19 protein-coding genes are annotated in these 22543 nt (G+C 62.7%); 17 read left to right on the top strand and 2 right to left on the bottom strand.

Annotated elements, in window-relative coordinates; genetic code table 11:
* The first annotated feature begins 21 nt into the window (after positions 1–21).
* From fliQ to ACI2KG_RS09535, 17 genes are all read left to right on the top strand, one after another.
* Positions 22–291, top strand: a complete 270-nt coding sequence (fliQ, locus tag ACI2KG_RS09615; RefSeq protein ID WP_400613824.1) for a flagellar biosynthesis protein FliQ — start codon at positions 22–24, stop codon at positions 289–291.
* 7 nt (positions 292–298) lie between these two features.
* Entirely contained in the window at positions 299–1075 is a 777-nt protein-coding gene (fliR, locus tag ACI2KG_RS09610) for a flagellar biosynthetic protein FliR (protein ID WP_404661703.1), read from the top strand.
* A gap of 2 nt (positions 1076–1077) precedes the next feature.
* Positions 1078–2220: a flagellar biosynthesis protein FlhB gene (gene flhB, locus ACI2KG_RS09605; protein ID WP_404661702.1), complete on the top strand. Its 1143-nt coding sequence runs from the start codon at positions 1078–1080 to the stop codon at positions 2218–2220.
* A 422-nt stretch (positions 2221–2642) separates the two neighbouring features.
* Positions 2643–4772, top strand: a complete 2130-nt coding sequence (flhA, locus tag ACI2KG_RS09600) for a flagellar biosynthesis protein FlhA (protein ID WP_404661701.1) — start codon at positions 2643–2645, stop codon at positions 4770–4772.
* A gap of 11 nt (positions 4773–4783) precedes the next feature.
* Positions 4784–6091: a flagellar biosynthesis protein FlhF gene (flhF, locus tag ACI2KG_RS09595; protein ID WP_404661700.1), complete on the top strand. Its 1308-nt coding sequence runs from the start codon at positions 4784–4786 to the stop codon at positions 6089–6091.
* 84 nt (positions 6092–6175) lie between these two features.
* Positions 6176–7018, top strand: coding sequence for a flagellar synthesis regulator FleN (gene fleN, locus ACI2KG_RS09590; protein WP_201206484.1), 843 nt, complete (start codon positions 6176–6178; stop codon positions 7016–7018).
* Positions 7015–7755 (top strand): RNA polymerase sigma factor FliA, encoded by a 741-nt coding sequence (gene fliA / locus ACI2KG_RS09585; protein ID WP_400613835.1) that lies wholly within the window; start codon positions 7015–7017, stop codon positions 7753–7755. Before fleN ends, fliA begins: the two co-directional genes overlap by 4 nt.
* A gap of 132 nt (positions 7756–7887) precedes the next feature.
* Positions 7888–8262 carry a chemotaxis response regulator CheY gene (locus tag ACI2KG_RS09580; RefSeq protein WP_010955070.1) on the top strand — a complete coding sequence of 125 codons (375 nt, stop codon included), beginning with the start codon at positions 7888–7890 and terminating at the stop codon, positions 8260–8262.
* A gap of 20 nt (positions 8263–8282) precedes the next feature.
* Positions 8283–9071 carry a protein phosphatase CheZ gene (locus tag ACI2KG_RS09575; RefSeq protein ID WP_400613839.1) on the top strand — a complete coding sequence of 263 codons (789 nt, stop codon included), beginning with the start codon at positions 8283–8285 and terminating at the stop codon, positions 9069–9071.
* Between the two features lie 12 nt (positions 9072–9083).
* Positions 9084–11324 carry a chemotaxis protein CheA gene (locus tag ACI2KG_RS09570; RefSeq protein ID WP_404661699.1) on the top strand — a complete coding sequence of 747 codons (2241 nt, stop codon included), beginning with the start codon at positions 9084–9086 and terminating at the stop codon, positions 11322–11324.
* A 46-nt stretch (positions 11325–11370) separates the two neighbouring features.
* Entirely contained in the window at positions 11371–12501 is a 1131-nt protein-coding gene (locus ACI2KG_RS09565) for a chemotaxis response regulator protein-glutamate methylesterase (protein WP_404661698.1), read from the top strand.
* Positions 12501–13241, top strand: coding sequence for a flagellar motor protein (locus tag ACI2KG_RS09560; protein ID WP_201206453.1), 741 nt, complete (start codon positions 12501–12503; stop codon positions 13239–13241). Before ACI2KG_RS09565 ends, ACI2KG_RS09560 begins: the two co-directional genes overlap by 1 nt.
* A gap of 3 nt (positions 13242–13244) precedes the next feature.
* Positions 13245–14102 carry a flagellar motor protein MotD gene (motD, locus tag ACI2KG_RS09555; protein ID WP_400613845.1) on the top strand — a complete coding sequence of 286 codons (858 nt, stop codon included), beginning with the start codon at positions 13245–13247 and terminating at the stop codon, positions 14100–14102.
* A gap of 220 nt (positions 14103–14322) precedes the next feature.
* Positions 14323–15111: a ParA family protein gene (locus ACI2KG_RS09550; protein ID WP_404661697.1), complete on the top strand. Its 789-nt coding sequence runs from the start codon at positions 14323–14325 to the stop codon at positions 15109–15111.
* On the top strand, positions 15111–16004 hold the full coding sequence (locus ACI2KG_RS09545) for a chemotaxis protein CheW (protein WP_404661696.1): 894 nt from the start codon (positions 15111–15113) through the stop codon (positions 16002–16004). Before ACI2KG_RS09550 ends, ACI2KG_RS09545 begins: the two co-directional genes overlap by 1 nt.
* Positions 16005–16048: 44 nt before the next feature.
* Complete coding sequence (locus ACI2KG_RS09540) at positions 16049–16528, top strand: chemotaxis protein CheW (protein WP_400613852.1); 480 nt, start codon at positions 16049–16051, stop codon at positions 16526–16528.
* A 1-nt stretch (position 16529) separates the two neighbouring features.
* Positions 16530–16925: a DUF2802 domain-containing protein gene (locus tag ACI2KG_RS09535; RefSeq protein WP_300031043.1), complete on the top strand. Its 396-nt coding sequence runs from the start codon at positions 16530–16532 to the stop codon at positions 16923–16925.
* A gap of 32 nt (positions 16926–16957) precedes the next feature.
* Here ACI2KG_RS09535 and ACI2KG_RS09530 read toward each other — a convergent pair whose 3' ends face one another.
* Both ACI2KG_RS09530 and ACI2KG_RS09525 read right to left on the bottom strand, forming a co-directional pair.
* Positions 16958–19642, bottom strand: a complete 2685-nt coding sequence (locus ACI2KG_RS09530; RefSeq protein ID WP_404661695.1) for a dermonecrotic toxin domain-containing protein — start codon at positions 19640–19642, stop codon at positions 16958–16960.
* A gap of 171 nt (positions 19643–19813) precedes the next feature.
* Positions 19814–22522: a dermonecrotic toxin domain-containing protein gene (locus ACI2KG_RS09525; RefSeq protein ID WP_404661694.1), complete on the bottom strand. Its 2709-nt coding sequence runs from the start codon at positions 22520–22522 to the stop codon at positions 19814–19816.
* Between the last annotated feature and the right edge of the window lie 21 nt (positions 22523–22543).

Here is a 22543-nt window from a genome sequence, read left to right as displayed (position 1 = left end):
CGCCGTCAAGGAGAGCCGCCGATGACACCTGAAATTGCTGTCGACCTGTTCCGTGACGCCCTGTGGTTGACCACCCTGATGGTGGCCGTGCTGGTGGTGCCGAGCCTGCTGGTGGGCCTGGTGGTGGCGATGTTCCAGGCGGCCACGCAGATCAACGAACAGACCCTTAGCTTTCTGCCGCGCCTGTTGGTGATGCTGATCACCCTGATCGTTGCCGGGCCGTGGCTGGTGCAGAAGTTCATGGAATACATCACCACGCTTTACACCAACATTCCGCAGCTCATAGGTTGATGCGGCAATGCTGGAGCTGACCGACACGCAGATCGGCACCTGGGTCGCCACCTTCATCCTGCCGTTGTTCAGGGTGACGGCGGTGTTGATGACCATGCCGATCTTCGGCACCCGCATGCTGCCGGCGCGGGTGCGCCTGTACGTGGCTGTGGCCATTACCGTGGTGATCGTGCCGGCGTTGCCGCCGCTGCCCGAATTCGACCCGCTGAGCCTGCGTGGCCTGTTGCTGTGCGCCGAGCAGATCATTGTCGGTGCGCTGTTCGGCTTGGCGCTGCAGTTGCTGTTTCAGGCCTTTGTGGTTGCCGGGCAGATTGTTGCGGTGCAGATGGGCATGGCCTTCGCCTCGATGGTCGACCCTGCCAACGGCGTCAACGTCACGGTGATCAGCCAGTTCATGACCATGCTGGTGAGCGTGCTGTTCCTGCTGATGAACGGCCACCTGGTGGTGTTCGAGGTATTGACGGAAAGCTTTACTACCTTGCCGGTGGGCAGTGCGCTGGTGGTCAACCACTTCTGGGCGCTGGCCGGGCGCATGGGTTGGGTATTTGCGGCCGGCTTGCTGCTGATCCTGCCGGTGATCGCTGCGTTGCTGGTGGTGAACATCGCCTTTGGCGTGATGACCCGCGCGGCGCCGCAGCTGAACATTTTCTCTATCGGTTTTCCGCTGACCCTGGTCATGGGCATGTTCATCTTCTGGGTCGGCCTGGCCGATATCCTGTCGCACTACCAGGCGCTGGCCAGCGAAGCGCTGCAATGGCTGCGTGACCTGGCGAAGGCGGGCTGAGCATGGCAGAGAGCGAGAGCGGCCAGGACAAGACAGAAGACCCCACCGATAAGCGCAAGCGCGACAGCCGCGAAAAGGGCGAGGTTGCGCGCTCCAAGGAACTCAATACGGTGGCCGTGACCCTGGCGGGTGCCGGCGGCCTGTTGGCATTCGGCGGCCATCTGGCCGAAACGTTGCTGGCCCTGATGCGCATGAACTTCAGCCTGACCCGTGAGGTGATCGTCGACGAACGGGCCATGGGCGCCTTCCTGCTGGCCTCGGGCAAGATGGCGATCTGGGCGGTGCAGCCGGTACTCATCCTGTTGTTCGTGATTTCCTTCGTGGCACCTATCGCCCTCAGCGGTTTCTTGTTCTCCGGTAGCCTGCTGCAGCCCAAGTTCAGCCGCATGAACCCGCTGTCCGGGATCAAACGCATGTTCTCGATGAACAGCCTGACCGAGTTGCTCAAGGCGCTGGCCAAGTTTTTCGTGATCCTTATCGTGGCGCTGGTGGTGTTGTCCAGCGACCGCCAGGCCTTGCTGTCGATTGCCAACGAGCCGCTGGAGCAGGCGATCATCCACAGCCTGCAGGTGGTCGGCTGGAGTGCGTTGTGGATGTCGGCCGGGCTGCTGCTGATTGCGGCGGCAGATGTGCCGTTCCAGCTGTACCAGACGCACAAGAAAATGAAGATGACCAAGCAGGAGGTCAAGGACGAGTACAAGGACAGCGAGGGCAAGCCCGAGGTCAAGCAGCGCATTCGCCAGTTGCAGCGTGAAATGTCGCAGCGGCGCATGATGGCGGCGGTACCGCAGGCCGATGTGATCATCACCAACCCGACGCACTATGCGGTGGCCTTGCAGTATGACCCCGAAAAGGGTGGGGCGGCGCCGTTGCTGTTGGCCAAGGGCACAGACTTCATGGCCTTGAAGATTCGCGAGATTGGCGTGGAGCACAAGGTGCAGATCCTCGAGTCGCCGGCGCTGGCGCGGGCAATTTATTACTCCACTGAAATCGAGCAGGAAATCCCGGCCGGCTTGTACCTGGCGGTGGCGCAGGTGCTGGCTTATGTGTTCCAGATCCGCCAGTACCGCGCGGGCAGGGGCAAGCGGCCGGAGCCGTTGAAAGATGACCTGCCGATTCCGCCGGACTTGCGGCGCGACAGTTGATTGGTGGTAGGTGGCGGGTGTTCGCCTTGAGGTTTTTGTCGCCTATGAGATCGAGCGCCGCCCGCGCGGCGCTTCGCGGGGCAAGCCCGCTCCCACATCGGTTCGGGCCAATTTTTCCTGCCTCCTTCGCACTCGCGCCCTGGTGCATGGCTGGAGACTGATGAAGAGCAGTGGCGCAGCCGATATCGAAGGGAACAAACAAGGCGGGCAGAGGTGACCTCACAGGATGGATTGGCCCGAAACAGATGTGGGAGCGGGCTTGCCCCGCGAAGCGCCGCGCGGGCGGCGCTCGATCTCATAGACAACAAAAACCTCAAGGCGAAACCCCCGATTCACCCCAAACCACAAAGTTGGAAAGCTTCTTGCAATGCCAGCCGCAGGCGCCCCCTGGGCGTCAAAGTTTTGCATCAAGAGGACTCGCGGTGGATCGCACTCAGTTAATCAGCAACGCCCGTAACAACCTGGCCGGGCTCGGCCGGGGCAACCTGGGTGTGCCGCTGTTGCTGCTGGTGATGTTGGCAATGATGATGTTGCCGATACCGCCGTTCCTGCTCGACGTGTTCTTCACCTTCAACATCGCCCTGTCGATCGTGGTGCTGCTGGTCTGCGTCTATGCACTGCGCCCGCTGGACTTCGCCGCGTTCCCCACCATCCTGCTGGTGGCTACGTTGCTGCGCCTGGCGCTGAACGTGGCCTCTACCCGGGTGGTCATGCTGCACGGCCAGGAAGGTCACGGCGCGGCGGGCAAGGTGATCCAGGCCTTCGGCGAGGTGGTGATCGGCGGCAACTACGTGGTCGGTGGCGTGGTCTTCGCCATCCTCATGATCATCAACTTCGTGGTGGTGACCAAGGGTGCCGGGCGTATCTCGGAAGTGAGCGCGCGTTTCACCCTCGACGCCATGCCCGGCAAGCAGATGGCCATCGACGCTGACCTCAACGCCGGCCTGATCGACCAGGCCCAGGCCAAGCACCGCCGTGCCGAGGTGGCCCAGGAGGCCGAGTTCTACGGCTCGATGGACGGTGCCAGCAAGTTTGTCCGCGGTGACGCCATCGCCGGCCTGCTGATCCTGTTCATCAACCTGATCGGCGGCATGCTGATCGGCATGCTGCAGCATGGCATGAGCTTCGGCGATGCCGGCAAGGTGTACGCCCTGCTGACCATTGGTGACGGTTTGGTGGCGCAATTGCCATCACTGCTGCTGTCCACGGCCGCCGCGATCATGGTGACCCGCGCCTCGGGCTCCGAGGACATGGGCAAGCTGATCAACCGGCAGATGTTCGACTCGCCCAAGGCGTTGGCCGTGTCGGCGGCGTTGATGATTGTCATGGGCCTGGTCCCGGGCATGCCGCATGTCGCCTTCATCGGCTTGGGTCTGCTGGCCGGCGGCGGGGCTTACCTGGTGTGGAAAAAACAGCAGAAAGCCGAGGCCCAGGCATTGCAGGAGGCGCAGCGCCAGCAGGACCTGCTGCCTTCACCGCAGCGTGCGCAGGAAACCAAGGAACTGGGCTGGGACGACGTCACGCCGATCGACATGATCGGCCTGGAAGTCGGCTACCGGCTGATCCCGTTGGTCGACCGCAACCAGGGCGGCCAGCTGCTGGCGCGGATCAAGGGCGTGCGCAAAAAGCTGTCGCAGGACCTGGGCTTCCTCATGCCAACTGTGCACATCCGCGATAACCTCGACCTGCAGCCCAGCGCTTATCGCCTGACCCTGATGGGGGTAATCCTGGCCGAAGCGGAGATCTACCCAGACCGCGAGCTGGCGATCAACCCGGGCCAGGTGTTCGGCACCCTCAACGGCATTGCCGCGCGTGACCCGGCGTTTGGCCTGGAGGCGGTGTGGATCGACGTTGGCCAGCGTTCGCAGGCGCAGTCGTTGGGCTACACCGTGGTCGATGCCAGTACCGTGGTGGCCACCCACCTCAACCAGATCCTGCAGAAGCACTGCCATGAGCTGATCGGCCATGAAGAGGTCCAGCAACTGTTGCAGGTATTGGGCAAGGCCTCGCCTAAACTTGCAGAAGAGCTGGTGCCGGGTGTCATTTCCTTGTCGGGGCTGCTCAAGGTGTTGCAAGCCCTGTTGTCGGAACAGGTGCCAGTGCGCGATATTCGCAGTATTGCCGAGGCCATCGCGAATAACGCCGGCAAGAGTCAAGATACCGCCGCGCTGGTGGCGGTGGTGCGCGTCGGATTGTGTCGCGCCATCGTGCAAAGCATTGTCGGCGTTGAGTCCGAGCTGCCAGTGATTACCCTGGAGCCAAGGTTGGAACAGATTTTGCTCAATAGTCTGCAAAGGGCCGGGCAGGGTCAGGAAGACGGTGTTCTTCTGGAGCCTAGCATGGCCGAGAAGCTGCAACGTTCGCTGATCGAAGCGGCCCAGCGCCAGGAAATGCAGGGCCAACCGGCCATCCTGCTGGTCGCCGGCCCGATCCGCGCCATGCTGTCGCGTTTCGGTCGCCTGGCTGTACCGAATTTGCATGTTCTGGCGTATCAGGAAATACCGGACAACAAGCAAGTCACCATCGTTGCCACCGTGGGCCCTAACGGCTGAGGTAGTGGATAATGCAAGTTAAGCGATTTTTCGCCGCCGATATGCGTCAGGCCATGAAACTGGTCCGTGATGAGCTGGGCGCCGATGCCGCGATCATTGGCAACCGCCGCATTGCCGGCGGTGTCGAACTGACGGCCGCGCTGGACTACAAGCTGTCCGCCCTGGCCCCGCGTGTGCCCAACGCCGAGCTGGAAGAAGAGCTGCGCAAGACCCACACGCGCATCGCCACTGCCCAGGCCGAGCTGGATCACCGCCAGGACAGCAGCGACAACAACCGCCAATTGTTTGCCGGGCAGTCGCTGACCGCCGCCGAGCCGTTGGTCGAGCCGCATGTGGATGCCCCTGATACGCCCGTTGCCCCGGCTGCCGCGCCAGTCGACCCGCGCCTGTTCGATGCCATGCGCTCCGAGCTGTCGGGCCTGCGCGAACTGCTCGAAGTGCAGCTCGGCTCGCTGGCCTGGACCCAGCTGCAAGGCAGCAAGCCGCAACAGGCCAACCTCTGGCGGCGCCTGCAGCGTATCGGCCTGTCCGGGCCGATTGCCCGCGAACTGCTCGACCTGACCGCCAAGATCGAAGAGCCACGCCAGGCCTGGCGCATGCTGCTGGCGCACCTGGCGCGCATGATTGAAATCCCTGAGGTCGAGCCGATCGAAGAGGGCGGCGTGATTGCCATGGTCGGCCCGGCCGGCATGGGCAAGACCACCACCCTGGCCAAGCTGGCCGCGCGCTACGTGCTCAAGTACGGCGCACAGAACCTGGCGCTGGTGAGCATGGACAGCTTCCGCATCGGTGCCCAGGAGCAGCTCAAGACCCTCGGCCGCATCCTCAATGTGCCGGTCACCTATGTCGACCCGGGCCAGTCGCTGGCCGCGGCACTGGAACCGCTGCTGCGCAAGCGCGTGGTGCTGATCGATACCGCCGGCCTGCAGGCCAGCGACCCGGCCCTGCGCATGCAGCTGGAAACCCTGGCCGGGCGTGGCATAGCCGCGAAGAATTACCTGGTGCTGGCCACCACCAGCCAGAAGCAGGTGCTGACCGCCGCCTACCACAGCTACAAGCGCTGTGGCCTGGCCGGCTGCATCCTGACCAAACTCGATGAAACGGCAAGCCTTGGCGACGTGCTGAGCCTTGCCATCAGTCATGAACTGCCCGTGGCCTACCTGACCGACGGCCCGCGCATTCCTGACGACCTGCACCTGCCACGGGGCCACCAGCTGGTCACCCGGGCGGTCAATGTGCAACAACAGGACGAGCCCAGCGAAGAGGCCATGGCCGACATGTTCGCTGATCTCTATCACAACCCACGGCGAGCGGGTTGAGCATGAAGCGTGTGCAAAGTAGCTATACCAAAGGGTACGCAGAATTGCCCTACGTGTGGCCCGAGCCCCAGCGAGACAAGGTAAATTTCAGACATGGGTAGCATGCATCCCGTACAGGTGATCGCCGTGACCGGTGGCAAAGGTGGCGTCGGCAAGACTAACGTTTCAGTGAACCTGTCCCTGGCGCTGGCCGAGCTTGGCCGCAGGGTCATGCTGCTGGACGCCGACCTGGGCCTGGCCAATGTCGACGTGTTGCTGGGTCTTACCCCCAAACGTACCCTCGCCGATGTCATCGAAGGGCGCTGTGAGCTGCGTGACGTGATGCTGCAGGGCCCTGGCGGTGTACGCATCGTGCCGGCAGCTTCGGGCACCCAGAGCATGGTGCACCTGGCGCCGGCCCAGCATGCCGGGCTGATCCAGGCGTTCAGCGAAATTGGCGACAACCTTGACGTGCTGGTGATCGATACCGCTGCGGGTATCGGTGATTCGGTCGTCAGCTTTGTTCGCGCTGCCCAGGAAGTGCTGCTGGTGGTGTGCGACGAACCCACCTCGATTACCGACGCCTACGCGCTGATCAAGTTGCTCAACCGCGATTACGGCATGAACCGCTTCCGTGTGCTGGCCAACATGGCGCAGAGCCCGCAGGAAGGGCGCAACCTGTTTGCCAAGCTGACCAAAGTCACCGACCGCTTCCTTGACGTTGCCCTGCAGTACGTGGGCGCCGTGCCGTACGACGAATGCGTGCGCAAGGCGGTGCAAAAGCAGCGTGCCGTGTACGAAGCCTTCCCTCGCTCCAAGTGTGCGCTGGCCTTCAAAGCGATTGCCCAGAAGGTCGACAGCTGGCCGCTGCCGGCTAACCCGCGTGGCCACCTGGAGTTCTTTGTCGAGCGCCTGGTGCAACCCACCAGCGCGGGACCCGTGCTATGAGCGCCAGTGGCTTCAAGATGTACAGCCGGGCGGCGAAAGACGCCCAGTACGAACTGATCGAACGCTACGCACCGCTGGTCAAGCGCATCGCCTACCACTTGCTGGCGCGCTTGCCGGCCAACGTCCAGGTCGAGGACCTGATCCAGGCCGGCATGATCGGCCTGCTGGAAGTGGCCAACAAGTATGACGCCAGCAAGGGCGCCAGTTTTGAAACCTACGCCGGCATCCGCATCCGCGGGGCGATGCTGGATGAAGTGCGCAAAGGCGACTGGGCACCGCGTTCGGTGCACCGCAACACCCGCATGGTCAGTGACGCGATGCGTGCAGTTGAGGCCAGAACAGGCCGTGACGCTAAAGATCATGAAGTTGCTGCCGAACTCCAATTGAGTCTCGATGATTACTACGGGATCTTGAACGATACCTTGGGCAGCCGCCTGTTCAGCTTCGACGACCTGCTGCAGGACGGCGAGCACGAAGGGCTGCATGAGGATGGCGCCAGCGGCCAGGTCGAACCTGCCCGTGGGCTGGAGGACGAGCGCTTCCAGATCGCCCTGACCGAGGCCATTGCCAACCTGCCGGAGCGTGAACGCCTGGTGCTGGCGCTGTACTACGACGAAGAGTTGAACCTCAAGGAAATCGGTGAGGTGCTGGGGGTCAGCGAGTCGCGGGTCAGTCAGTTGCACAGCCAGTGTGCCGCGCGTTTGCGCAGCCGCCTGGGGGAATGGCGGGCACGCTGAGCCTGCTGTCGTTGCAGTCGTTTTCCACGTGTGTTGCCACGTGCATTTCCACGTTGTACCGAATTGAATGAGTGCGTGCCCGGTAGGCCGGGCGCGTTTGAGACTGCTTGGAGGTCTAGATTGGACAAAAACATGAAAATCCTCATCGTTGACGACTTTTCGACGATGCGGCGGATCATCAAGAACCTGTTGCGTGACCTGGGCTTCACCAACACCGACGAGGCCGACGACGGCACCACGGCGCTGCCGATGCTGGAGAACGGCCATTACGACTTCCTGGTGACCGACTGGAACATGCCTGGCATGTCCGGCATCGACCTGCTGCGCAAAGTGCGCGCCAGCGACAAGCTGAAAAGCATGCCGGTACTGATGGTGACCGCCGAAGCCAAGCGTGACCAGATCATCGAAGCGGCCCAGGCCGGCGTCAATGGTTACGTGGTCAAGCCGTTCACCGCCCAGGTGCTCAAAGAAAAGATCGAGAAGATCTTCGAACGCGTCAACGGCTGAGTCACGTCAGGGGGCGCGCCATGGATTCATCACAAAACTCTTTGGGCGAGTTCGAATCGACCCTGAAGAAACATGCCCAGGAGTTGGTCGAAAGCCTGGAGCGGGGCCGTTTCGGCGAGGCGGTGCAGCTGATTCACGAGCTGAACCAGACCCGCGACCGCGGCCTGTACCAGGAAGTCGGCAAGCTGACCCGCGAGCTGCACAGTGCGATTGTCAGCTTCCAGATCGACCCGACCATGCCGCAGGCCGAGGAGGTGTCGCAGATTACCGACGCCACCGAGCGCCTGTCGTATGTGGTCAAGCTCACCGAAGGCGCGGCCAACCGCACCATGGACCTGGTCGAAGAAAGCACCCCGGTGCTCAACGACCTGGCCAGCGAGGCCAAGGCCCTGAGCACCGATTGGCAGCGCTTCATGCGCCGCGAAGTGGCGGCGCCGGAATTCCGTGACCTTGTCAAACGGGTCGACAGTTTTCTGACGCACAGCGCCACCGGTAACCGCAAGGTCGCGGGCCACCTCAATGACATTCTGTTGGCCCAGGACTATCAAGACCTGACCGGGCAGGTGATCAAGCGCGTCACCAACCTGGTGACCGAAGTGGAAAGCAACCTGCTCAAACTGGTGTTGATGGCCAGCCAGGTCGACCGCTTTGCGGGCATCCAGCATGACCACGATCAATTGCGCGCAGAAAAAGATGCAGAAAAACATCCGACTCGGGGTGAAGGTCCGCAGATTCATGCCGATAAGCGTGAAGACGTCGTGTCCGGTCAGGACGATGTCGATGATCTGCTGTCCAGCCTGGGTTTTTAAGGAGCACGTTTGATGAGCTTCGGCGCCGATGAAGAAATCCTCCAGGATTTCCTGGTAGAAGCCGGCGAAATTCTTGAGCAACTGTCCGAGCAACTGGTCGAGCTGGAAAGCCGACCCGATGATGCCGACCTGCTCAATGCGATCTTTCGCGGTTTCCACACTGTAAAAGGGGGCGCCGGCTTCCTTCAGCTGAACGAGCTGGTGGAGTGCTGCCATATCGCCGAGAACGTGTTCGACGTCCTGCGCAAAGGTGAGCGCCGGGTCGACGCGGAACTGATGGACGTGGTGCTCGAAGCGCTGGACACGGTCAACAGCATGTTTGGCCAGGTGCGCGAGCGCGCCGAAGTGACCCCGGCCACCCCCGAGTTGCTGGCGGCGCTGGCGCGCCTGGCCGAGCCGGGCGGTGCCGAGGCTGCTGCAGCGCCAGTGCCTGCCCCGGAGCCGGTCGCCGAGGCGCCGGTGGTGGCCGAGGAGCAGCACCAGGACATCACCGACAGCGAGTTCGAGCAGCTGCTCGATTCGCTCGACGCGGTCAAGGCTCAGGCTGCGGCCGACGAGCAGATGCAGGGTGAGGTTGTAAGTGGTGCAGGTGATGAAATCACCGATGCCGAGTTCGAATCGCTGCTGGACCAGTTGCATGGCAAAGGCCAGTTCAGTGCCGAGGTTGCCGCGCCGGTGGCTGCCGCAAGTGCCGAACCGCTCAGTGACGAAATCACTGACGCCGAATTCGAATCGCTGCTCGACCAGCTGCATGGCAAGGGCACCTTCCAGGCCGATGCCTTGCCTGCTGCCAAGGCGCCAGCGCCTGACGTGGCAGAGCTTGGCGCATCGGCCAGCGACGAAATCAGCGAACACGAGTTCGAAGCACTGCTCGACCAGTTGCATGGCAAGGGCAAGTTCGGTGGCGATGCAGCGGCTGTCGAAGCCCCGGTTGCGGCCAAGGTGCAAGCCCCGGCCGCAGCCAAGGCCGACAGCCAGCCGGTGGCCAAGCCAGTTGTCGCGGCAGCGCCTGCGCCAGCCAGCAAACCGGCAGCGGCACCGCGCGCGCCGGCCCCGGCTGCCGACAAGCATGCCGTCAGCGAAGCGGAAACCACGGTGCGCGTCGATACCGCGCGCCTGGACGAGATCATGAACATGGTCGGCGAACTGGTGCTGGTGCGAAACCGCCTGGTACGCCTGGGCCTGAACAGCGGTGACGAGGCCATGTCCAAGGCCGTTTCCAACCTTGATGTGGTCACTGCCGACCTGCAGACCGCGGTGATGAAAACCCGCATGCAGCCGATCAAGAAAGTCTTCGGCCGCTTCCCGCGCCTGGTCCGCGACCTGGCCCGCCAGCTGAAGAAAGAGATCAACCTGGAGCTGGTCGGTGAAGAAACCGACCTGGACAAGAACCTGGTCGAGGCCTTGGCCGACCCGTTGGTGCACTTGGTGCGCAACGCCGTCGACCACGGCATCGAGATGCCCGATGAGCGCGAAGCGTCGGGCAAGGCACGCACCGGCCGCGTAGTGCTGTCGGCGGAGCAGGAAGGCGACCACATCCTGCTGTCGATTTCGGACGACGGCAAGGGCATGGACCCGAACATCCTGCGCGCCAAGGCGGTGGAAAAGGGCCTGATGGACAAGGACGCCGCCGATCGCCTGAGCGAATCGGACTGCTACAACCTGATCTTTGCCCCGGGTTTCTCGACCAAGACCGAGATTTCCGACGTGTCGGGGCGTGGCGTGGGCATGGACGTGGTGAAAACCAAGATCTCCCAGCTCAACGGCTCGATCAACATCTTCTCGGCCAAGGGCCAGGGCTCGAAGATCGTCATCAAGGTGCCGCTGACCCTGGCGATCATGCCCACCCTGATGGTGATGCTGGGCAACCAGGCGTTTGCCTTCCCGCTGGTCAACGTCAACGAAATCTTCCACCTCGACCTGTCGCGCACCAACGTGGTCGACGGCCAGGAAGTGGTGATCGTGCGCGACAAGGCGCTGCCGCTGTTCTACCTCAAGCGCTGGCTGGTGCAGGGCCAGGTGCACGAAGAGCAGCACGAGGGCCACGTGGTGATCCTGTCGGTCGGCACCCAGCGCATCGGCTTTGTCGTCGATCAACTGGTGGGCCAGGAAGAAGTGGTCATCAAGCCGCTGGGCAAGATGCTGCAGGGTACCCCGGGCATGTCCGGGGCCACCATTACCGGCGACGGTCGCATCGCGTTGATTCTCGACGTCCCGAGCATGCTCAAGCGTTACGCCGCGCGGCGTATTTGATTTCGGTGGCGCACCCTGGCGGGTCGCGCCGCCTAATGGAGTGTTTATGGCAGTCAAGGTCCTGGTGGTGGATGATTCCGGTTTCTTCCGCCGCCGCGTCTCGGAAATCCTCTCGGCGGACCCGACGATCCAGGTAGTAGGTACCGCGACCAACGGCAAGGAAGCAATCGACCAGGCGCTGGCGCTCAAGCCCGATGTCATCACCATGGACTACGAAATGCCCATGATGGATGGCATTACCGCGGTGCGGCACATCATGCAGCGTTGCCCGACGCCGGTGTTGATGTTTTCCTCGCTGACCCATGAAGGTGCCCGGGTCACCCTCGATGCGCTGGATGCCGGCGCGGTGGATTACCTGCCGAAAAACTTCGAGGACATCTCGCGCAACCCCGACAAGGTCAAGCAGATGCTGTGCGAGAAGGTGCATACCCTTTCGCGCAGCAACCGCCGTTTTGGCAGCTATGCCAGCCATGCACCGGTGGCTGCAGCCGCGCCCGCCAGCAGCCACGCGCCTGCCAGCAATTTCAGCAGCCCGACAGCGGCACGCGCCCCTGTGCCTGCCCGTGCGCCGGCCCCAGCCGCCGCACCAGCGCATTCACCAGCCCCCAAGCGCAAGCCGTACAAGCTGGTGGCTATCGGTACCTCCACCGGGGGGCCGGTGGCCTTGCAGCGGGTGTTGACCCAGTTGCCAGCCAACTTCCCGGCGCCGATCGTGCTGATCCAGCACATGCCGGCGGCGTTCACCAAAGCCTTTGCCGAACGCCTCGACAAACTGTGCCGCATCAGCGTCAAGGAAGCCGAAGACGGCGACATGCTGCGCCCGGGCCTGGCCCTGTTGGCGCCTGGTGGCAAGCAGATGATGATCGACGGCCGTGGCACGGTGAAGATCCTGCCCGGTGACGAGCGCCTGAACTACAAGCCATGCGTGGACATCACCTTCGGTTCGGCGGCCAAGTCGTATGGCGACAAGGTGCTGTCGGTGGTGCTCACCGGCATGGGCGCCGATGGCCGCGAAGGCGCACGCCTGCTCAAGCAGGGTGGCAGCACGGTGTGGGCCCAGGATGAAGCCAGCTGCGTGATCTATGGCATGCCCATGGCCATCGTCAAGGCCAACCTGGCCGACGCGGTGTACAGCCTGGACGAGATCGGCAAGCACCTGGTAGAGGCGTGCGTCTGATGGACGTCCTCAGCCTGATCGGCCTGATCCTCGCCTTTGTTGCCATCGTCGGTGGCAACTTTCTTGAGGGCGGCCATGTCGGTGCCCTGATCAATGGCCCTGCGGCCTTGATCGTGCTGGGCGGTACCTTGGCGGCGGCTTTGTTGCAGTCGCCGCTGTCCTCATTCAAGCGCGCCTTGCAGATTTTGCGCTGGATCCTGTTCCCGCCGCGGGTTGACCTGGCCGGCGGTATCGACCGCGTGGTGAACTGGAGCCTGACCGCACGCAAGGAGGGCCTGCTAGGCCTGGAAGGGGTGGCCGACAGCGAGCCCGACCCCTATGCGCGCAAGGGCTTGCAGTTGCTGGTGGACGGCGCCGAGCCGGAAGCCATCCGCAGCATCCTCGAAGTCGATTTCCTGACCCAGGAAGGCCGTGACATCCAGGCGGCCAAGGTATTCGAGAGCATGGGCGGCTACGCGCCGACCATCGGTATCATTGGCGCGGTGATGGGCCTGATCCACGTGATGGGCAACCTGGCCGACCCGTCGCAGCTGGGCAACGGCATTGCTGTAGCCTTCGTGGCCACCATTTATGGCGTGGCCAGTGCCAACCTGATCCTGCTGCCGGTTGCCAGCAAGCTCAAGGCCATTGTCATGCGCCAGTCGCGCTACCGCGAGATGCTGCTCGAAGGCTTGTTGTCGATCGCCGAAGGCGAGAACCCGCGCTCTATCGAGCTGAAGCTGCAAGGCTTCATGGAGTAACCCATGCGTCGCCGTCGTCATACCGAGGAACACGAAAACCACGAACGCTGGCTGGTGTCGTACGCCGACTTCATTACCTTGCTGTTCGCCTTTTTCGTGGTGATGTACTCGATTTCCTCGATCAACGAGGGCAAGTACAAGGTCATTTCCCAGGCATTGCTGGGGGTGTTCAACGACCCTGAGCGGGCGGTCAAGCCGATCCCCATCGGCGAAGAGAAGCCGCTGAGCGTGCGCCCGGCCGAGCCGCTGGTCAATGACAGCGAGCAGACCGAGGCGGGCCTTGCGGCGACCAATGTCGACCCGTTGAAAACCATCAGTGACGACGTGCGCGATGCCTTTGGCGACCTGATCAACAGCGACCAGATGACCGTGCGCGGCAACGAGCTGTGGATCGAGATCGAGCTCAATTCGTCGCTGCTGTTCGGCAGCGGTGATGCCATGCCCAGTGACAAGGCGTTTGCCATCATCGAGAAGGTCGCCAACATTCTCAAGCCGTTCGCCAACCCGGTGCACGTCGAGGGTTTCACCGACAACCTGCCGATCCGCACCGCGCAGTACCCGACCAACTGGGAGCTGTCGTCGGCGCGGGCGGCGAGCATCGTGCGCCTGCTGGCCATGGAAGGGGTGAACCCGGCGCGCATGGCCTCGGTCGGCTACGGCGAGTACCAGCCGGTGGCCAGCAACGACACCGCCGACGGCCGTGCGCGTAACCGCCGGGTGGTGCTGGTGATTTCCCGTAACCTCGAAGTGCGCCGTAGCCTGACCGGCTCGGGCAGTGCCAACGCCACACCGGATGCTGCATTACGCCGGGCTGGCACACAAAGTGCACCGGCAACGGCAGCAACGGTGGCGGGGCAGTAACTCGTCAATTCTCTGTCACCGTTGCAGGGTAGGTAGGATTACCGCCGATCTTTGTAGGAGCGGGTTTACCCGCGAATCAGACGACGCGGTGTATGGCACCGGCTGCGCCGGTGTTCGCGGCGGTTCGACGCTTCGATGAACCCGCTCCTACATTGAGCGCGTGCGCTTTCGAAATTTGAGCAAGACAGTCCCTGCCAAATCAATAGATAGAGTTTGCTTGATGAGAGTCTGGGCAGTAGCCAATCAAAAAGGTGGCGTCGGCAAGACCACCACGACCATCGCCCTGGCCGGCCTGCTGGCCGAGGCCGGCAAGCGCGTGGTCGTTGTCGACCTCGACCCGCACGGGTCGATGACCAGCTATTTCGGGCACAACCCGGATGCCCTGGAGCACAGTTGCTACGACCTGTTCCTGCACAAGGGTACGGTGCCGGAGGGCTTACCCGGGCAACTGTTGCTGCCTACCAGTGACGAGCGCATTTCACTGTTGCCGTCGAGCACCGCGCTGGCCGTGCTGGAGCGCCAGTCGCCGGGGCAGAATGGCCTGGGCCTGGTGATCGCCAAGAGTCTGGCGCAGCTGTGGCAAGATTTCGACTTTGCCCTGATCGACAGCCCGCCCTTGCTGGGTGTGCTGATGGTCAATGCCCTGGCCGCCAGCCAGCAGCTGGTCATTCCGGTGCAAACCGAGTTTCTCGCGGTCAAGGGCCTGGAGCGCATGGTGGGTACCCTGGCCATGATCAACCGCTCGCGCAAGCAGGCGCTGCCGTACCAGATCGTGCCGACCCTGTTCGACCGCCGCACCCAGGCCTCGCTGGGCACCCTCAAGCAGCTGCGTGACAGCTACGGCCAACAGGTATGGCAAGGTTACATCCCGGTGGACACGCGCCTGCGCGATGCCAGCCGCAAGGGTGTCACGCCTTCGCAGTTCGACAGCAAGAGCCGCGGGCTGGTTGCCTACCGGGCGCTGCTCAAGCACCTGCTGACCTACAAAACTGCAGCGCAGGTGGCCTGATGACCCGAATCCAACAAGCCGGCACTCGGCCACAGATGGCCTTGCAGTCGTACCTGGATGGCCTGCTGCAAGAGGCCACCGAAGCCCAAGTGCTGGACGAGCTGCCGGCCGCGACGGACGAGTTCGCCGAGGCCGTGCGCGAAGAGCAGGCCCGCGATGCCCGCCAACCGGCCCGGCCTGAACCTGCCGAAGCCCTGGCAAGCCTTGCCCCGCGGCCCTTCGCCGAGCCCCGGCCGGTGGTGTTGCCCAGCCTGGTACCGGTGGAAGCCCCGGTAGTGACAGTGGTCGAGCAAACGGTGGTGGCCGAGGCGGCCATACCGGTGCTGGTTGAAGAACCGGTGGTGGCACCGGCCGTGCCGCTGGTTGATGTGCACCTGCCGGCGCCCGATTTTCCGGTGCCGCCTGCCAGCGTCGACGGTCGCCCGGTGTGGGCGGCTGAACCGTTCGAATGCCTGCTGTTCGATGTGGCCGGGCTGACCCTGGCCGTGCCGCTGGTGTGCCTGGGCTCGATCTACAACCTGGCCGGCCAGGAACTGACGCCGCTGTTCGGCCAGCCGGACTGGTTTCTCGGCATCCTGACCTGCCAGGCCGGCAACCTGAAGGTGCTGGACACCGCGCGTTGGGTGATGCCAGACCGCTACCGCGAGGATTTTCGCCAGGGCCTGCAATACGTGATTTCCGTGCAGGGCTACGAATGGGGGCTGGCGGTGCACCAAGTCAGCCGCTCGTTGCGCCTGGACCCGTCCGAGATCAAGTGGCGCAGCCAGCGGGGCCAGCGCCCGTGGCTGGCCGGCACGGTAATAGAACACATGTGTGCATTGCTCGACGTCGCCGCACTGGCCGAGCTGATCGCCAGCGGCGCGGTCAAGCAGCTGCATGCCAAACACAAATGACACCGAACACAACCGCCAGACAGCGGATTTAGAGGGCTAGGGGAATGAAAAAGTCGTCTGCACAAGGTACCGAAGATCCGATCCTGCAGTGGGTCACCTTCCGGCTCGATAACGAGTCCTACGGCATCAATGTGATGCAGGTGCAGGAAGTGCTGCGCTACACCGAGATTGCCCCGGTGCCGGGTGCGCCAAGCTACGTGCTGGGCATCATCAACCTGCGCGGCAACGTGGTGACGGTGATCGACACCCGCCAGCGCTTTGGCCTGATGCCGACCGAAGTCACCGACAACACCCGTATCGTCATCATCGAGGCTGACAAGCAAGTGGTCGGCATTCTGGTCGACAGCGTGGCCGAGGTGGTGTACCTGCGTCAGTCGGAAATCGAGACCGCGCCGAACGTGGGCAACGAAGAGTCGGCCAAGTTCATCCAGGGCGTGTGCAACAAGAATGGCGAGCTGCTGATTCTGGTCGAACTGGACAAGATGATGACCGAGGAAGAGTGGTCCGAGCTGGAGAACATCTGAGTTGATCCTACAGGTGGCTGTCATCTTCCTGGCGCTGGTCTGGGCGCTGAGCCTGTGGTTCTTCCTCAACTACAGCAAGCGCCAGCGCGAGCTGGCCGCACAACAGGCCGAAGGCGATGCGCTGCGCGACCAGCGCATCAAGGACCTGGCCAAGCGCCTGGACGACTACCAGAACGGTACCGTGCGCATGGGCGAGGCGCTGCACGAGCTGAGCGTGACGGTGGCACCGCTGACTGACAAGATCCAGCAGCTTGAGCAGCGCGACCCCAGCAATGTCACCTTCAGCCAGGCCGCCAAACTGGTGGGCATGGGGGCCAGTGTCGCCGAGCTGACCGAAAGCTGCGGCCTGACCCAGGCCGAGGCCGAGCTGATGAGCAAGTTGCACCGCAGCGGCTGAGGAAACGGGCGACGCAAGTCGCCCGGTTTGTTTCAGGGCCTGCCCCATGAGTGGTAGTTGCCGATAGTCGCTACGCTGCCCAACGCCTGGTCGATGTTGCGCGCCTGGGCAACAGGTAAGGCCAGATCTGCCATAAGGGAGCGATAACCGGTTTCCGGTATCGACTCCAGCTTGCTCAGTTGCCGCAGGAACTGCAGCCTGGGCAGGTGCCGGGCAACCATATCATTGAGCAGGCCAGGGCCGGTCATACGGCTCAGTTCCTGAGCGTAGGCTTCGTAACCGTGGGTGCCGGCCAGCGGCCTGGTGTCGTAGAACGACGGGTTGCTGCGCAAGCGTGCGTTCATCTCGGCGGAAATCGCGCGCAGGGTAGGGTTGTTGGCGTGGCTGCCGATGATGTTGCTGTTGTAGTCACAATGCATGCCCAGCAGCTCGTTGTTCACCGGGCTGCCGAGGACCAGGCCATCGGGCGTGGTTTTCACGGCCACCGAGCTGATCATCGCGAAGCTGTCGGGGTTGTCTTCAAAGCTGCGCAAGGTGTCATCGACGTCCATGTAAATGCCGCCCTGCGCATCGAGCAACGGGTAGCGCAGGATGTCGGAGGCTGACGCGAAGTTTGCCCCGTCGCTGTCCAGGGCCTGGCGGTACTGATGGTAGAACTCAGACTGCTCGAAAGCGGTGTAGAAGGGCTGTTCTTCCAGCGTCTTGACCTGAAGGTTCGACGCCGCGGTCAGCTTGGCCCGGTTCTTCATGAACGCTTTGGGGTTGGCCTTCGACAGATAGAAGTCATAGGTGAAGCCCGTGCCCTCAAGGCGTTTGGCATTGCTGGCGATGTTCTCTACCAGCTCATCGGGAATGCTTTTGTTGCCGACCCAGATGCTGAGGATTTGCTTCGGCAGCGGCGTTACGTGCGCGCTGTCGACCAGTGGCACGCTAAGTGGCAGTTGCAGCTCGACATCCAGATTACGCAAGGTGTACATGCGCATCGCATCGCTGGCGCCGCGCGTGACCGGGTTGACCTCGTACAGATCGCGAGTGCCCGCAGTTACCTGGTAGTAGTTGGGCAGCACTTCGTTGGCATCCTCTTTGAGGATGAAGACATCGTGTTGAATGTAGTACAGAACTTCGACTTCGTTGCCGTCCCTGAGTGCCAGCAGCGCGTTGGTCCCCGTTGCATGATTCAACGGGCCTCTGGCTATTCGTGCAGCGGCCACCGGTGGTTCGGCCGGCACGAAGAAGTCTGCCACAGCCTCTTCAGGCAACCGCGGAGGGCTATTGGGGCTCATGGGGTAACCCCACTGATCGTTCAAGCGCGTGGGCACGATGAAGCGCGAGCTTTTGCCAGGGAACAGCATTCGCGGGCGGGCTGCCGGGAGCATGGCGAACGGGGCGGCATTGAGCAGGCCGAAGGCGATGTCGCCAACGCCTGCGTCTTTGTCTGCAAGGCTTTTACCGTTGATCGCCTGATCAAGCCCCAGGCCAAACTGCGCGATACCGCCAACCGCCAGTAACGGTATGAGCTCGGGCACTACCAGGGCCAGCGGCGCCAGCAGGTTGAGCGTGGTCACCAGGTAGCCGCGCCAGCGCGCCTTGGTCACTTGCGCATCGCTAGTAATGATGAAGTCGGCATCCGCATAGCTGCGTTCGCGTTGGCGCTGTGTCAGGGCGGCGAACAGGTCGCCCTCCAGCTGCGGGCTGTACTTGTCGGCCTTGTAGTTGACGTACTCGCCCGGAGGCCAGTGGCCATCAACGGTAAACCCTGGCCGGTTGGGCGATCGATGGTGCATGCCCGGATAGGCGCCAAGGCCGTCCAGGGCTGTGTCCAGGCCACTGAAGTCCAGGCCGTCAGGGGTGTCGGCCAGTTTGAAGTACTGGCGCAGGCTCAGACGCTTGTCGTCGCTTCGGCACTGTTCGGCGAACCAGTCCTGCATGGCCGCCATGTTGTCGAACGCATGCAAGGGCGATGCGTTGCCCGGCAGGTACAGCACTACTTGCGGTTTGGCCGGGTCAGCGATGTAGATCAGGTCGGTGGCGGCATAGCCATAAACGTTCAGGGGCCTGACCTGCAGGCCAGGTGCTTTAGCCATTAGCCCTGCCGCTTGCCAGGCCAGTTGACGGCCGATGTCACTCAACGAGCCTTCCTCGACCTGCTTGTTGCAGGCGGCGATGAAGCTTATCTGCAGGGATTGCCCATGACTCCCTGCTGCCTGCTGCCAGTAAGTGTCGAGCATCGCAATGAATTGGCTGTGGAAGTCCAGGTTCCAGATGAATCGCTGCATGGCTTCGACATCGACCGACAGGTGCGTGGTGCTGTCGTAGCGGACCGGGCTGGTTCTGCGGAACAGGCCGTTGAAAACCGCGTAGTGGCCACCGTTGTCAAGCACCCCGGGTGCTGGCAGGCGTTCGACGATAGTCAACGGGCCGTTTGGCGAAGTGCCTGCCCAGTGGCCGGGGAACAGCTGGCCGATCAAGTTCTTGTCGGTTTCACCTTGCCAGTTCGCGAGTACCGCCTGGGTGAGAGAAAGGCGCTGCGTGATGACGGCCTTGTCGCCCCGGTAGTGCAGGGTGACGACGTCGGTCTTATCGGGGTCGAGGTCATGGCCCTGTTGTCTGGCCCATTCACGGATAGCCTGGCAAGCCAGGCGGTCAGGGCGGGGAATGTGCTGCAGGTGGGTGCGGACGAACTGCTCGCCCGCGTGGTTTACCAGGGTGCCTGCCATGGGGATCTGCCTGTGCGGATAAATGAAGCACTACGGTAGCCAGGCTGAGGCTTCAGGTTGTTCTACATGGTTACCACCTTGCGCGACTGTTCGTCTTGCGCGGTCCCTGTAGGAGCGGCCTTGTGTCGCGATAGGGCCGCTCCTACAGGGACCGCGCAAGGCTGGCACAGCTTAAGTCCTGCTCCAGGAATGATTGCCGCCAACCTTGGCAAAGCGGTTCAGTGGCAACAGTGTGCGGATCGCTTCCTGGCTGCGCGGCAGGTCGACGAACTTGTAGGCGTTGATCCGCGGCATGCCGTACAGGTTGATAAGCTGGCGCAAGGTACGCAGCGCCGGCAGGTGGCGGTCGACTACATCGCTGAACATGGCTGGGCCGGTCATGCGGCTGAGTCGGTTGGCATAGCGGTAAAAGTTTGCCGGGTCATCGGTCAGGCTTGGCTTGTTGTCGTAGAAATCCTGGTTGGTCTGGTAACGCGCATGCATCTCTTCGGAAATGGCTTCCAGGGTGGGGTTACCGGGGTGGCTGCCAATCAGGCTGGTGTTGTACAGGCAGTTCATGCCCAACTTTTCGTTGGACATGGGCGGTGCCAGCAGCAGGCCGTTGGGCGTGGTGCGTAATTCGACCTGGTCGATGGTTTCGCCAGTGGCCAGCAGGGTGTCGTCCACATCCATGTACAAGCCCCCTTCATGGTGCAGCATCGGGTAGCGCAGCACATCCGAGGCCGAGGCGTAGTTGCTGGCGATACCGCCATTGCCGTCCAGTGCGGCGTCGTACTGGGCGTAGTATTTGCTCTGGCGAAAAGCCCTGAAGAAAGCTTGCTCTTCCAATGGCAGCACCTGTAGCCCGGGCGCTTGTTCAGCCAGCAGGCGCAGGTTCTCGGCGTAGGCCTCGGGGGCGGCGCTGGACAGGTACAGGCGCAGGCTGTATTGGCTGTCGTTGAGGCGCTCGGCGTTGCTGCCCAGGTTGGCCAGCAGTTCAGGGCTGATGACTTTGTCACCCACCCAGAGGCATGCGACCTGCTTGGGGATCGGTTGGCTTTCTACGGCCAATGCCGGGATTTCCACGGGCAGCGCAAGGTCGACGCCCAGCGCGCGCAGGCTGCGGGTGCGCATGGCGTTGGTGACTGCGCGGGTGCTGCGAACAGGCTGCAGGTCCCTGGTTCCAGCCCTGGCGACGTAGCCGACCGGGTCGATTTCGTTGAGGTCCTGTTCACGAATGAAGACATCGCGTTCCAGGTCGTAGACCACGCGTTCGTTATAGGTGTCGATGCTTGCATCGAGGTTGTCGATATCGCTGCTGTAGAGCGGCATGCGGATAACCGAGTCGGCGATGGCCTGGTCGCCGTCCGGCAGTGGTGCAATGGCCTCAGGCATGTGGAAGTACTGCACACCTTCAGGCTCGGGGATGCGGGGTGGCGAGACTGGGCTCAATGGGTAGCCGATCTGCTCGTTCAGTCGTATTGGCGGGACGAAACCATCGGTTTTGAACTCGAACAGTGCCTTGGCCCTGGTAGCGCCAACGATTGCCAGAGGCGCGGCATTGAACAGGCCCCAAGTGATAGTGCCAACGCCGTCTTGCTTCTCTAGAAGCCTCTTGCCATTGATCGCCTGGTCCAGCCCCAGGCCCAGCTGCGCGATGCCGCCCACGGCCAATAGCGGGGCCAGGCCTGGTACCACCAGACACAGCGGGGCCAGCAGATTGAGCGTGGTAGTCAGGTAACCGAGCCAGCGCGCTTTGCTGACCTGGCTGTCGCGGGTAATGAGGAAATCGGCGTCATCGTAACTGCACTGGCGCTGGCGCTCGGCCAGGGCCTGGAACAGGTCGCCGTCAATCCTCGGGCTGTAGGTGTCGGGCCGGTAGTTCACGTAGGTGCGCGGTGGCCAAGTGCCGTCGTCGTTGAAATAGCCATGCTCAGGTGGCAGCTGATGGCGTCTGGGGTACTCGGCCAGCCCTTCGAGGGCGGTATCCAGGCCGCTGAAGTCGAGGCCCTGCGGGCGGTCGGCCAGCCGGAAATGCTGCTTCAGGGCCTGGCGCTTGAGCGGGTCTTTGCATTGCTGGCCAACCCAGTCCTGCAACTGCGTGTGGCTGCTGAACTCCAGCAACGGCGAGCTGTTGCCGGGTACGTACAGCACGCTCAGGTCACTGGCAGGGTCGTTCAGGTACAGCAGGTCGGTGGCGGCGTAGCCATAGATGTTCAGCATGCCCAAGCGCAGGGTGATGCCACGTGGCATCAGCCCGGCGGCTTGCCATATGAGCTTTCTGGCTGCTTCGCTGAGGCTGCCTTCAGCGACCTGCTGGTTACAGGCGGCGATGAAATTGAGTTTGCAGGCCAGGCGGTGGTTGTGCAAATGCTCGCCCCAGTAGCGGTCCAGCTGGGCCTTGAATGGCGTATGGAAGTCCAGGGCTTCGATAAAGTGTTGAAAGGCTTCGGCGGCTACCGGCAGGTGGGTAGAGGTGTCATAGCGTTGCGGCGTGGTGCGGCGGAACAAACCGTTGAACACCTCATGCGAGGCTCCGTAATGGTTGAAGCCAGGCGCCGGCAAGGTTTCTACAAGCCGCAGCGGGCCATTGGGCAAATGACCCGCCCATGGCGCGCGAAAGAGGGCACCGAACAGGTCATTGTTGGATTCTCCTTGCCAGTTGCTCAGCAGCGCCTGGGGCAAGCTCATGCATTGTGTAACAGCTGCGAGGTAGCCAGTGTGGCCATCTGGGCAGTAATGCAGCGTCACGACATCGATCTGCTCCGGGTCGAGGTCATGGCCTTGCTGCTTGAGCCACTGCCGGATTGCCCGGCTGGCTTCGCGGTCCGGCCGGGGCACATGGCTGAGATGATCGCGGACGTATTGCACGCCGGCAGCATTGATACGGCTTGTGGACATGGTATTCACCTTGCTCATTGA

The organism is Pseudomonas sp. NPDC089407 (assembly GCF_044900445.1).
Classification (GTDB): Bacteria; Pseudomonadota; Gammaproteobacteria; order Pseudomonadales; family Pseudomonadaceae; genus Aquipseudomonas.
Note: the sequence above shows the minus strand (reverse complement) of the source record. Positions and strands in the feature narration are given on the sequence as shown.

What these genes read in the sequence shown, in the direction of transcription:
- fliQ (WP_400613824.1), top strand. Translation starts at nt 22, where the DNA reads ATGACACCTGAAATTGCTGTCGACCTGTTCCGTGACGCCCTGTGGTTG.
- fliR (WP_404661703.1), top strand. Translation starts at nt 299, where the DNA reads ATGCTGGAGCTGACCGACACGCAGATCGGCACCTGGGTCGCCACCTTC.
- flhB (WP_404661702.1), top strand. Translation starts at nt 1,078, where the DNA reads ATGGCAGAGAGCGAGAGCGGCCAGGACAAGACAGAAGACCCCACCGAT.
- flhF (WP_404661700.1), top strand. Translation starts at nt 4,784, where the DNA reads ATGCAAGTTAAGCGATTTTTCGCCGCCGATATGCGTCAGGCCATGAAA.
- fliA (WP_400613835.1), top strand. Translation starts at nt 7,015, where the DNA reads ATGAGCGCCAGTGGCTTCAAGATGTACAGCCGGGCGGCGAAAGACGCC.
- ACI2KG_RS09580 (WP_010955070.1), top strand. Translation starts at nt 7,888, where the DNA reads ATGAAAATCCTCATCGTTGACGACTTTTCGACGATGCGGCGGATCATC.
- ACI2KG_RS09575 (WP_400613839.1), top strand. Translation starts at nt 8,283, where the DNA reads ATGGATTCATCACAAAACTCTTTGGGCGAGTTCGAATCGACCCTGAAG.
- ACI2KG_RS09570 (WP_404661699.1), top strand. Translation starts at nt 9,084, where the DNA reads ATGAGCTTCGGCGCCGATGAAGAAATCCTCCAGGATTTCCTGGTAGAA.
- ACI2KG_RS09565 (WP_404661698.1), top strand. Translation starts at nt 11,371, where the DNA reads ATGGCAGTCAAGGTCCTGGTGGTGGATGATTCCGGTTTCTTCCGCCGC.
- ACI2KG_RS09560 (WP_201206453.1), top strand. Translation starts at nt 12,501, where the DNA reads ATGGACGTCCTCAGCCTGATCGGCCTGATCCTCGCCTTTGTTGCCATC.
- motD (WP_400613845.1), top strand. Translation starts at nt 13,245, where the DNA reads ATGCGTCGCCGTCGTCATACCGAGGAACACGAAAACCACGAACGCTGG.
- ACI2KG_RS09550 (WP_404661697.1), top strand. Translation starts at nt 14,323, where the DNA reads ATGAGAGTCTGGGCAGTAGCCAATCAAAAAGGTGGCGTCGGCAAGACC.
- ACI2KG_RS09545 (WP_404661696.1), top strand. Translation starts at nt 15,111, where the DNA reads ATGACCCGAATCCAACAAGCCGGCACTCGGCCACAGATGGCCTTGCAG.
- ACI2KG_RS09540 (WP_400613852.1), top strand. Translation starts at nt 16,049, where the DNA reads ATGAAAAAGTCGTCTGCACAAGGTACCGAAGATCCGATCCTGCAGTGG.
- ACI2KG_RS09530 (WP_404661695.1), bottom strand. Translation starts at nt 19,642, where the DNA reads ATGGCAGGCACCCTGGTAAACCACGCGGGCGAGCAGTTCGTCCGCACC.
- ACI2KG_RS09525 (WP_404661694.1), bottom strand. Translation starts at nt 22,522, where the DNA reads ATGTCCACAAGCCGTATCAATGCTGCCGGCGTGCAATACGTCCGCGAT.